Here is an 11631-nt window from a genome sequence, read left to right on the forward strand (position 1 = left end):
GGTCCGCACAGCGGACCCTACGGGAGACCGCCGCGGCGGCGAGGGCTGCGTCCTCGGCGTGCAGCGCCGGGGCGAACAACGCCCGCCCGGCGGCCTCGGCGAAGCCGGCGACCGCCGGCAGGGAGGCGAAGTGCCGCGACGGCGACCGGCCCGGCGGTCGCGGCGCCCCGGCCCGCCGACACCGCCGGTCCAGTACCCGCACCGCCGCGACAACCGCGTCCCGCTCGTCCCGCCAGAGCCGGGCCAACCGCCAGCCGAGCACGTCCGCCCCGTCCGCCAGCCGCCGCCGGACAACGATCGCCCCGCACGCCGCCAGCAGGCAGGCCGCCGACGCCGCCGGGTTCCCGACGACGAACCGCCCCGCCGCCGCGAAGACCCCGGCGACGCGGTCCCGCCACGTCGGCGGCGGGCCGAGCGGTTCGTACCCCGGCGAAGGGTCCACGGTCGCCCACACCCCCGGGGCGACGGCGACCTCGCACCAGACGTGCACGTCCTCCTTCGAGACGACCGTGTGACCCAGCGTGCGGTCGTAGTTTTCCGCGTCGGCGTAGAACCCGCCGACCAGCCGGGCCCCGTACCCCCGGCACCGCAGCAGCAGGCAGCAGGCCGTGGCGAACTGGTAAGCCCGGCCCCGCTTCGCCTCATGCAGGAAGTGCAGCGTGGGGGAGCCGGTCTCGGGGTCGCCGGCGTCGAGGTCGAGGGCGTAGTCGCTTCGCAGCCGGTCGCGGATCGCCGTCACCTCGTCCCAGCCCGGTTCCCGGCCGGCCGCCCACGCGGCGGCCCGTTCGGAGAGGGGGGCTTCGAGTTCCTCCGGCGCCTCCGTGCAGCCGGTCGGCAGGGTGCCGAACAGCAGCGGGTCGTCCGCCGCGGCCGGGTCGAACCGCCGGCTGGCGGCGTGGACCACGGTCAGCGGCGGGACCGTCGAACGGTCCAGCCGGATCACGTCCGGCGCCGCGAGCGCGAACAGATCGGGCCGCGTCACGTCCGCGATGTGAATCCCGGTCGTGCCCGGCGGGCAGGGCAACTCCGGGCCGGACAGGTTCGCCACCTTCAGGGCGTGGGCGTCGGTTTCGCGGTACAGGTCGGACCAGGCCCGGCTCGGCTCCGGGCCGACCCACGTGCGGCCGTCGGCCTCCGTCGCGTGCAGCGCCCGCTCCTTCGGCGGCGCCTCCCGCCGCCAGCTCTCCCCGTCGAACGTCGCGTAGGTCGCCGCCCGCAGGTGCACCGGGACCCGGCCGGAGACGAACAGCAGGGCCGGCGAGGGCGTCTCGTCCGGCGTCCGTCCGGAGGCCGGCGACGGCTTGCGGCGGGTCGAAAAGTCCCCGGCGGACGGCCGCCCGGCGACGCTCATATCCTTCCGGCGGCTCTGGGCGACCTGCTCCTGACTGAGGGCCTGCGACCGTTCGTTCTCGCCGGGTTTGAAGGGCTCCTGGTAGGTGTCGTCGTAGGCGTCGAACAGGCTGGGGCGGTCGTCCTCGAGGAACGGGGCGTCGTCGATCGGGGCGAAGGAGCGGATGTCCTCGGTCCCGGCGACGAGCCGCTCGCCGTTGCCGACGCCCTCCCGGGCGAACGGGTCGGTCGCGTCGGAGCCGGAGCCGCCGGAGGTGGGCAGGAACCCGGCCCGTCCGGCGGCCGCCCCCCCCGCCGCCGACGGCCAGCGTGAGCAGCACGAGCCCGGCGACGAACCCGTGCGTCGCCCACCGCCCGCGGCCGGAACCGGCGACGCTCACCCGCCCCCGCAGCCCGCCCCAGTAGGCCGCCGCCGCCCCCCAGGCCGCCGCCGCGGCGAACAGCAGCAGCGCCGCCCGGACCGCCCCCGGCGACGCCGCCGGCCCGAGCGGCAGCCCCGCGGCGAACAGCGCCGCGAACAACGCCAGCAGCCGCGACATCGCGTTCGGTCCCGGCAGATGCCCGCACGCCGCACAGGCCAGCGCCGCGAACCGCAGGCCGTCCAGCAGCACGATCTCCACCGCCCGCCCGGCCCCGAACGCCCGCAGCGCCGGTTCCATGCCGACCGAGGCCGCGACCAGCCCGAGCCCCCACAGCGGTAGCGTCCGGCCGACGGAGGCGAACCGCCCCGCGACCGCCGCCGCGGCCATCGTGAGCAGCCCCGTCGCGGCGATCTCCGCGGCCACGGCCCACGGCGCCCGCTCCCCGTTCGCCGCCGCCAGCGAGACGACCGCCGACGCCGCGACCGCCCCCGCCAACGCCGCGAGCCGCAACGGCGTCGGGACTGCCGGGCCCTCTGTCGACGGGCTCCCTGTCGCCCGGTTCGCCGTCGCCCAGTTCGCCGTCGCCGCTAGGCGGCGCGTGTCCCTGGGGGAAGTTCGAATCACAGCTTCAAGCGGCACGACAGGCCCTCCGCCAATCCGCCGCGAACCGCTCCTCCCGCCCCGGCGTGACCCGCACCCAGGCGGGGGACCGGCGGGAGCAGGGCGGCGCGACAGAACTGCCGCCGGCCCGAACCGCCCGCTCCCCACGTTCCACAACGCCCGCCCGCCCGGTCACGACGATGTCGCCCCGCCCGCCGCGATCCGGCCGGGCGGGCGCCGCGAAGCCGCCCCGCGGCACGGCGGCGAGGGCGTCCAACAGGCGTCGCAGCGCCGCCGGATCGCCGCCGAGACGGTACGTCGTCCCGTTCAGCCGGCACTCCACGGTCGCCCCCAACCGCACCAGCGATTCGCACAGCCCGGCGACGACCCGCACCGCCGACTCGACAGCCTCCTCCGCGTCCTGCGGTTCCGTCCCGACCTCGGCGAACGAGGACGCCGCCAGGTCCGCCCGCAGCCGGACCGTCGCGGTGCGTCCGGCCTGCCGCTCGCAGACGATCAGGCGGCGGTGCCGGGCGGTTTGGGCCCAGTGGACCCGGCGGAGGGAATCGCCCTCGCGGAAGGCCCGGGCGCCGAGCAGTTCGCCGAATTCGCCGGGATCGCGGTCGGAGAGGCGGTCGTCGGAGGGATGCGGGGCGTCCGCGACCGGCACGTCCCCGGCCTCCGGCCCGCGGGGCCAGACGACCAGCCGCCGCGTCACCTCCGCGGGGACCGCGGCGCTCCATAGGCCGAACGGAAATGCCGTCGCCAGCCGCGGCGGGGCCAGCGGATAGACGCCTCGCCGCGGCGGCGTGAACGTCCAGCGGTACTCGACCGTCGCCCAACCGGGCACGCGGTCCAGCGTGAGGTCAGCGGCGTGCGCCCCGGTCTCCGCGGAGCCGAAGCCCTCCACCACCGACAGCCCCCACGCCGGGAGCGGCAGGCGGTTCGTGACCCGCAGCACGACAGTCGCCGGCACGCCCTCGCGGCCGCGGCGGCCGTCGAACTCGACGGTGCATTGCAGCCCGCGAGCGGCGACCCACGGCCAGACCACGCCGAGGGCTCCGCCGACGGCCAGGGCCGCCGCGACCCACAGCGCCGCGGCGTTCAGCGACACGCCGACCAGCCCGGCGGCCGCGGTCGCCGCCGCGACCGCCCACAGCGGGTGCTTCAGTTTGTAGGCCCAGCGGTTCTGACCGGGGCAGAAATCGTGACGGAGCAGCCGCGTGAGGTACGCGACGACACGGCGGGGGCCGACGACGCCGGGCAGGGCGCCGCCGTCCGCCGCGGGGGCGAAAGGCATGGGAGATCGTCCGCCCGCGGGACCGGCGAACCGTCCGGCATGCAGCCGGCGGCCCGGCCCGGGGGCACGGGGTGCGGGGACGGGGTCACGGGACCGCGGGCCGCACGTCTCAGCGCCGACGGCGCCCTGCCAAGGCGCAGCACGGAGCGGGGGAAACGCGGGGTCGCGGTCAGACCGCCGCCGGCGGTCCCCGGACTCGTCGCGTCAGGGTGGGCGTCCGGCCGACCGACGGAGACACGTCGGCCGCGACGCACGGCGGGGCCCCCGCGGCGTCCAGCGGCCGCGGGGCCTCGGCGATCTGCTGGCCCATTGCCAGGAACTGACAGACCGCACAGTGGTGCGGGTCGTGGGGGGCGGCGGGCGCGTCCCGCTCCGGGCGGCTCGGCTCCGAGTCGCCGCAGACGGGCGAGACTGGCCCGTCGTCGTGCGCGGCGTGACGACGACCGGCGCGCTCCTCATGCTCGCAAAGGGCCGCGGGCGTCGTCGGGGCGCCGTCGGGAACGAACGCCACGTGTTCGCAGCGGCCGTGGTCGCACCCGGCGTGACCGCCGCCGATCAGCCCGTGCAGCCCGGTCCCCCCGACCGCCGCCGCCAGGTAGGCGGCCGCGGCGACGAGCGCCGGCAGTCGAAACAGCACGCGGGACAGCGGGGACCGCTCCTCAAATGCAAGTCGTGTGCACGTTACGGCCGCGGCCGGAGTCGCGTCAACGCCGTCGGCGGTGAACGGCGCGCCGCGACGGGGCGGTTGCGGGGGCGTTGAACGCGGGCGGGGCGTTAGACTTTTTCTCTCCCCGGTCTCCGCCTCGCTCCCCCGGCCCCCGCTCCGCTGATGAGACGCGCCCTCTCCTCCGCCGCCGCCGCCGCGTTCCTGTGGTTCGTCGGTCCGCTCGTCGTCGGGTCCCTTGGCGCCGGGGTCCTGCCCGCCGCGGAGGGGGAGCGGTGGCCGCAGTGGCGGGGGCCGGACGGCAGCGGGCGGACCGCCGCCACGGACGTCGTCTCGGAGTGGGGCCCCGAACGAAATGTCAACTGGCGGGCCGAACTGCCGGAGGCCGGCAACTCCACGCCGGTCGTGTGGGGCGACCGCGTGTTCCTCACCCAGCCGCTGTCTGAGAAGAATCAGCGGGCGCTGCTCTGCCTCGATCGGGCCACCGGCGCCGAACGCTGGCGGCGGGGCGTGACCTACGAACAGCCGGAGTCGACCCACAAAACGAACCCCTACGCCTCCGCCTCGCCGGCCACCGACGGCGAGCGGGTCGTCGCCTGGTTCGGCTCCGCCGGCCTGCTCTGCTGGGACATGGAGGGGAACGAGCTGTGGCGCCGCGATCTCGGCGAGCAACGCCACATGTGGGGCTACGGCTCCTCGCCGATCCTGCACGGGGACCTGTGCATCCTGAACTTCGGCCCCGGCGACCGGGAGTTCCTCCTCGCCGTCGACAAGACGACCGGCGAGACCGTCTGGCAAGTCGACGCCCTGGACGACGAGGCCGAACGCGCCCTCAGCGGCCCGGAGAACGACGGCAACTCCCGGGACTTCGAGGCGGACGGCCCCCGCCGCGACCGCCTCCGCGGGTCGTGGAGCACCCCGATCGTGATCACCGTCGACGGCCGTGAGGAACTCGTCGTCACCCTGCCCCGGCGGGTCAGCGCCTTCGACCCGGCGACCGGCGAGCGGCTGTGGACCTGCGGCGGGTTCGGCCCGCTGGCGTACGCCTCGCCGATGGCCTCCGACGACGGAATCGTCGTGGCCCTGGGCGGCTACGGCGGGGCCTGCCTGGCCGTGCGGGCCGGCGGCAGCGGCGACGTGACGGAGACCCGGCGGCTCTGGCATCAGCCCCGCGGCGCCGGTTACCTGGGCACCGGGGCCGTCGTCGACGGGGCCGTGTACGTCTGCGACATGGGCGGCGTCCTCCGCTGCCTGGACGTGCAGACCGGGGAGGAGCTGTGGAAGGCCCGCGTCGCCGGCGGGGGCACCTGGTCCAGCGTCACGCAGACCGCCGACGGCCGCATGTTCCTGCTGACAAAGTCCGGCACGACCGCCGTGTTCCGGGCGAACCGCGAGGAGTACGAACCGATCGCCGCCAACGACCTGGACGAGAGCACGAACGCCTCCGTGGTCGCCGCGGGCGACGACCTCTTCGTCCGCACCGACGACGCCCTCTGGTCCGTCGGCGCACCGGCCGGGAACTAAAGCGTCCGCCGAACATTCGTCGCGGCGCGGGGTCGAGGGTGGCTCCCGCGCCGCCTCACGGCGACGAAGCGGCCCGCGGGCGTCTCTTTAGAACGCGGCGGACCGCGACGGACGCCTGTGCAGCCAGGGGCGCAGCAGGGTCGTCAGCGCCGGCATGACGAACCAGGTGAGGGTGACGACGACCGCCGCCACGACGACCGCCGTGGCCGCGAAGGCCGGCAGCGCCGTCAGCCGCGGAACCAGCAGCCAGGACCAGAGCGTCACCGCCGGGTACACCCCCAGCCAAGTGACGATCGCCATCTTCCACCGCGGCGGCGGGTGGCCGGCGCCGCGGAAGAACGCCTCCAGGCCGTGCAGCGGCCGCACGACGGCGTCCCCCTCGACCAAGTGGGCGGTCTCCTCTTTATAAGTTTTGAACATCTCCGATTCGTAAAACGCCCGGCTGTGAGCCTCGCTTTGGAAGGACCGCAGCACGCCGTACTCCCGGTCGTCGCAGCCGGGCGCCGGGCGGATGAGGTGCGCCCCGGTCGTGCCGCGGTCGTCCAGGGACCGCTGCACGAACCGCAGCAGCGCCTCCTCGAATTCGGCCTCCTTCCCCTCCCGCACCCGGAGGGTGATCGCGCAGTGCACGGGGCGGTCGGCGGTCGATCCGTTCTGAGTCGAACGGTCCTGAGTTGAACGGTCTTGAGTCAATCTGGGCTCGGTTGGCGGGGCGTCGGGCGGCGAGTCCGCCATCCTACGCCGACGGCGGCGACGGACGATCGGCCCCGCCGGGGGCGCTCCGGAACTTGAGGGGAAGTGGGGAAAGGGCGCCCGGGGGACGGAAATCTCTCATTCGGCGGGGCGGGACGGGCCGATTGGAAGGGGAGGGCGGTCGGGGCCGAAGGACCGCGGCCGCGACGCTCCTCCCGCGGCGGCCGGCCGGCCGGTTGGTCGGCGTCGGGGTGTTCCCGTCCACAAGCCTCTCGACCGCCGCACGGATGCGCCGTTTCCCCGCGATTCGTCCCCCGTTCGGCGGCGGAGCGTCCCGCCGACGCTCCGGGGGGGCGCCCACGGCGAGCCGGCGCTGGTTGCGGCGGGCGCTGCCCTGGCTGCCGGCGGCCGCGTTCGCCCTCGCCGCCCCGGCCGCGGCGCTGGGGCAGACGACGATCAACGCCCCGACGACCGTCTCCGCCGAGGACGCCGCGGCCGACGACGTGGAGGTCGTCGCCGGCGGCTCGGTCGTCGTGCAGAACGGCGGCTGGCTGAAAGCCCGCGACTTCGTCACCTCGCAGAACGTCACCGTCGACGCCGGCGGGTTCCTCTCCACGCAGCCCGGCGGGGCGGTCGCCGGACCGTTCGGGGGCAACGGCGACTTCGTCGTGACCGGGGGGACGACCTCCGTGGCCGGCGGGCTGTTCGTCGGCGGACCGGGGTCGCTGGGGGCGGGAACCGGCGAGACGCAGCCGACCGGCGGCGCGACCGGCACGCTGAACCTCTCCGGTGGGTCCGTGATCGCGGAGGCCGGCGGCTCGATCGTCGCCGCCGCCCTCGCCCAGACCGGCGGCACGCTGCGGGCCGACGGGGCCGTGACCCTCGAGGGCGCCGCGGCCGTCGGCAGCACGGACGCCGCCGCCAACCTCCAAGCGACCGCCGGCGGGACCTTCGCCGCCGACGGCCTCGCCCTCTCGGACGCCGGCGGGAACGGCGTGACGGCCGCCCTGGGCGGGACGACCACGTTGAACGCCGGCGGGACCGCCGCGGACGCGGACGTGTTCACGGTCTCCGCCGGGGCGACCGCCGGGGTGTCGGGAACCGCGACCGTCACCGGCGAAACCGTCGTCGCCGGGGCCGGTTCCGCGGCCGCCGTCGAGCAGGACGGCGCCCTCGCGACCGACGCCCTCTCCGTGGAGGGCGGCGGCGCCGTCACAGTGAACGCGGGCTCCGCCGGCGCCGCCGACGGCCGGCTGACCGTCAACCAGTCCACCACGATCGGCGACGCCGCCGCGGCCGGCGGCACGCTCACGGTGAACGGCGAGGCGACCCTCGGCGCCACGGCGATCGACAACGGCGGCTCCCTGCTGGTGGGCGCCGCGGGAACCGTCACGACCGCCGACGTCGGGGGGACGTTGCAGGCTCTGACCGTCGGCGGGACGAACGCCGGTGGAACGCTCACCGCCGCCGCCGGCGGCTCGCTGACCGCCGGCGCCGTCAGCCAGACCGGCGGGGTCGTCACCCTCGGCGGGACGGCGCTGTTCGATGGCCTCAGCGTGACCGGCGGCTCCTTCGGCGCCGCCGGCGACCTGACCGTGCTCGGCGGTACGACCTTCAACACGTCCGGCGCCGCGCTCTCCGGCCGGGCGGACCTGAACGGACTGAACCTCGCCGGCGGCACGCTGACAACCTCCGGCCTGCAAGCCGCCTCCGCCGGCCTCACCGCCGGGGCCGGGGGCGCGACGATCGCCGGCGGCACGCTGACGGTCGCCGGCGACGCCGCCCTCGGCCTCACGGACGTGACCGGCGGCACGTTGCAGATCGACGGCGCGGCGACCACGCGGGCCGGGTTCGTCGGGACCGACCCGCTGAACGCCCTGACGGTCGGCGCCGGCGGGGCCGCGCACGTCGCGGCGGCGGGAACGCTGGAAACCGCCGCCCTCGGCCTGTCCGCCGGCGGCGCCGCGACGATCGACGGCGCCGCGACCCTCGGCGCGGCGACGGTCGACGGGACCGGCTCCCTGCTGTCCGTCGGCGCGACCGGCGTGCTGAACGGTACCTCGCTGGCCCTGACGAACGACGGCGACTTCCACAGCCTCGGCGACGTGAATCTCTCCGGCGCCGCCACGGCGGACGGGGGCGGCGCCAGTCTGCGGATCGACGGCGGGACCTTCGACGCCGCCTCGCTGGGCGTCTCCGGCGGCGGGGCCGTCGGTGCCGGCGGGAACGTGACCGTCGCCGGCGCCGCGACCGTGAACGGCTCCGGCAGCGAGATCGACGTGCACTCCGGCACGTTCGACGCCGGCTCCCTCGCCGTCGCCGGCGGGGGGACCGCGTCCGTCTCCCGCGGCGGGACCGGCGGGACGGCGACCGTCTCCGGGGCGACGACCGTGGACGGCGTCGGCTCCCTGCTGGAGGTCGGCGTCGGCGGCGTGCTGAACGGCGCCACGTTGGCCCTCACCAACGCCGGCGCCGCGACCAGCGCCGGCGACGTGAACCTGTCCGGCGCCGCCTCCGTCAACGGGACCGGCTCCGCCCTGACCGTCTCCGGCGGGGCCTTCGACGCCGCCGCCCTCGCCCTGACCGGGGCCGGCTCCGTGACGGTCGCCTCCGGGGCGGCGCTGACCGCGGCGATCTCCGCCACGCTCGGCGACGGGACGAACGGGGGCGCGCTGACCGTCGACGGCACCGCCGCCCTGGGGGCGGCGACCGTCCTCGCCGACGGCGTCCTGACCGTGAACGGCGCCGCCTCCGCGACCTCCCTGACCCACGCCGGCGCCCTCGCCATCGGCGCCGCCGGTTCCCTGACGGCGAGCGGCGCCCTCGCCCAGACCGGCGGCGCGACGACCGTCGCCGCCGGCGGGACGCTCGACGGGGCCTCGCTCGCCCAGACCGGGGGGACCGTCGACCTGGCCGGGACCGCGACCCTCGCCGGCGCCGCGACCGTCGACGGGGCCGGTTCCTCGCTGACCGTGCAGTCCACGGGCGAGTTGAACGCCGGCTCGCTGGCCGTCACCGGCGGGGCGACCGCCGCGACCGCCGGCGACGTGAACGTGACGAACGCCGCCTCCGTCGCCGGGGCCGGCTCCACGCTGACCGTCTCCGGCGGGACCTTCGACGCCGCCAGCCTGTCGGCGACCGGCGGCGGGACGATCCACGTCGACGCCCTGCTGACCGTCGCCGGGACCACGACCCTCGACGGCGGCACGCTGGACGTCCGCGGCCCCGGAGCCGTGTTCACGACCGACTCCCTGGCCGGGGTGAACAGCGCGGTCCTGAACATCGCCGAGGGCGCCGTCGTCAACGCGAACGTCTTCAGCCTCGACGCCTCCTCCGCCCAGACGGTCGCCAGCGGCGGGACGCTGAACGTCGGATCCCTCGCCTTCGCCGGCGGCTCCACGATCACCGTCGACGCCGGCAACATCGTCAGCAGTTCCAACGCGGTGACCGTCTTCGGCGGCTCCACCGCCCGGGTCAACGGCCTGCTGCGGGGCCGGTCCTTCACCGTGGAGCAGGGCGCCCTGCTGGCCGGCTCCGGCGTCTTCGAGGCGACCGGCGCCGGCCCCGGCGACGGCTTTCAGATCGCCGGCACGGTCGCCCCCGGCAACAGCCCCGGCGTGCTGGGCGCGATCGGGACCGTCCACGTCGCCCCCGCCGCCGTGCTGGAGATCGAACTGGTCGCCACCCCCCCGGGCGTGACGCCGATCGCCGGCGTGGACTTCGACCGCTTCGACGTCACCGGCCCGGTCACGCTGGACGGCGCCACCGTGACCGTGACGGAGTTCGGCGGCCCCGGGGTCTTCGCCGTCGGCGCCCGCTACGACGTCGTCACCGCCAGCGGCGGGCTGACGGTCGTCAACCCGCTGCGGCTCGTCAACAACGTCGCCGGCGTGCGGTTCGCCCCGCTCGTCCGACCGAACAGCTTCGGCCTCGTCGCGGCCCGGGAGGTCTCCTACGCCGACGCGTTCGGCACGACGCTCAACCGGACCGCCCTGGGAACCGGGCTGGACGCGGTCCGCGGCGCCGCCGTGCTGGACGATCTGCGGGACGCCCTCGACACGCTGCCCTCCGAGGTCGCCGCCGGCGCCGCCCTGAACGCCCTCTCCGGCGAAATCTACGCCACGCACCGCACCGCCCTGAACCGCGGCACGCTGCAGTTCTTCGACGCCCTCGCCGCCCGCGACGGCGTCCTCCCGCTGGACTGCGGCGCCTGCGGGACCCGGCCGACCGGCCTGACCGGCTGGTGGGACGTCGGCGGCGGCGGCGGCCGGATCGACGGCGACGGCAACGCCGGCGGGGCCGATTTCGGCCGCGTCGGCACGACCTTCGGGCTGTCGCGGTTCGTCCGCGGGGGCAACGGCGGCGCCGCCTTCGGCGGGTTCTACGGGTACGAATCCCTGGAATCGCAGGTCGATTCCGTCCGCTCCCGGGCGGAGTCGGACGTGCACCGCCTCGGCGCCGACGTCCGCGGGAACTACGGCCGCATGTACGGCCGGGCGACCGGCTTCTTCGGCTTCGCGGGGACCGACGTCCGCCGGGACGTGACGATCGAGAACCCGCTGTTCCCCTACGCCGACCGCAACGCCGGCGCCCTCGACGGGCTGCTCGCCGGCGCCGATGCGGAAGCCGGCGTGCTGGTCGGCGGGCGGAGCCTCTACGTCATGCCGACGTTCGGCCTGCGGTACGCCGGCGTCTGGCAGGACGGCGTGACCGAGGGCGGCGGCCCCACGGCGCTGATCGTCGACGAAGCCTCGCTGAACGAACTCCGAACCCGCCTCGGCGCCCGGGCCGGGGCGCAGTTCGGCAACGAACTGCTGTCGGCGGTCGGCACGCTGGAGGCCTTCTACAGCCGGGACGTCTCCGCCGGCTCGACCGGCGATGCGACCGCCGTCTTCGCCGCGGCGCCCGGCGCCCCCTTCACCGTCCGCGGCACGGACTTCGGCCGCGACCGCTTCACGTTCGGCCCGGGCGTGTCCCTCGGAACCGAGGCGCTGACGGTCGGCGCCTTCTACCGACTCGGCTTCAGCCGCGAGGCCACCCTCCACGCCGGCGACCTCCGGCTGGAATACTGCTTCTGAACCGCCGTCGAGACCATTGGCAGCCCGAGGCGCAAGCCGAGGCGTGCAGGCGTGGCTGAC

General features: G+C 76.2%; 6 protein-coding genes. 2 read left to right on the forward strand and 4 right to left on the reverse strand.

Annotation, left to right across the window (positions count from 1 at the left end):
* The 3 genes from ACG2DA_RS18620 to ACG2DA_RS18630 all read right to left on the reverse strand — a co-directional run.
* A partial coding sequence (locus ACG2DA_RS18620; protein WP_395257606.1) for a transglutaminase-like domain-containing protein occupies positions 1 to 1351 on the reverse strand: 1351 nt, incomplete at its 3' end.
* A gap of 989 nt (positions 1352 to 2340) precedes the next feature.
* The gene (locus tag ACG2DA_RS18625) at positions 2341 to 3612 is read right to left on the reverse strand and encodes a DUF58 domain-containing protein (RefSeq protein WP_395257608.1); all 1272 of its coding nucleotides are present in this window, start codon (positions 3610 to 3612) and stop codon (positions 2341 to 2343) included.
* 169 nt (positions 3613 to 3781) lie between these two features.
* On the reverse strand, positions 3782 to 4249 hold the full coding sequence (locus ACG2DA_RS18630; protein WP_395257610.1) for a hypothetical protein: 468 nt from the start codon (positions 4247 to 4249) through the stop codon (positions 3782 to 3784).
* Between the two features lie 192 nt (positions 4250 to 4441).
* On the opposite strand from ACG2DA_RS18630, the gene ACG2DA_RS18635 reads away from it, so the two are divergent.
* Positions 4442 to 5800: a PQQ-binding-like beta-propeller repeat protein gene (locus ACG2DA_RS18635; RefSeq protein WP_395257612.1), complete on the forward strand. Its 1359-nt coding sequence runs from the start codon at positions 4442 to 4444 to the stop codon at positions 5798 to 5800.
* Between the two features lie 87 nt (positions 5801 to 5887).
* Here ACG2DA_RS18635 and ACG2DA_RS18640 read toward each other — a convergent pair whose 3' ends face one another.
* Positions 5888 to 6430: an antibiotic biosynthesis monooxygenase gene (locus ACG2DA_RS18640; RefSeq protein ID WP_395257614.1), complete on the reverse strand. Its 543-nt coding sequence runs from the start codon at positions 6428 to 6430 to the stop codon at positions 5888 to 5890.
* Positions 6431 to 6780: 350 nt separating this feature from the next.
* On the opposite strand from ACG2DA_RS18640, the gene ACG2DA_RS18645 reads away from it, so the two are divergent.
* Positions 6781 to 11571, forward strand: coding sequence for an autotransporter domain-containing protein (locus tag ACG2DA_RS18645; protein WP_395257616.1), 4791 nt, complete (start codon positions 6781 to 6783; stop codon positions 11569 to 11571).
* The last annotated feature ends 60 nt before the right edge of the window (positions 11572 to 11631 follow it).

The organism is Alienimonas sp. DA493 (genome assembly GCF_043951915.1).
Classification (GTDB): domain Bacteria; phylum Planctomycetota; class Planctomycetia; order Planctomycetales; family Planctomycetaceae; genus Alienimonas.

Excerpts from the sequence above, each read along its gene's own strand:
- ACG2DA_RS18635 (WP_395257612.1), top strand. The coding sequence starts at position 4,442 with ATGAGACGCGCCCTCTCCTCCGCCGCCGCCGCCGCGTTCCTGTGGTTC.
- ACG2DA_RS18645 (WP_395257616.1), top strand. The coding sequence starts at position 6,781 with ATGCGCCGTTTCCCCGCGATTCGTCCCCCGTTCGGCGGCGGAGCGTCC.
- ACG2DA_RS18625 (WP_395257608.1), bottom strand. The coding sequence starts at position 3,612 with ATGCCTTTCGCCCCCGCGGCGGACGGCGGCGCCCTGCCCGGCGTCGTC.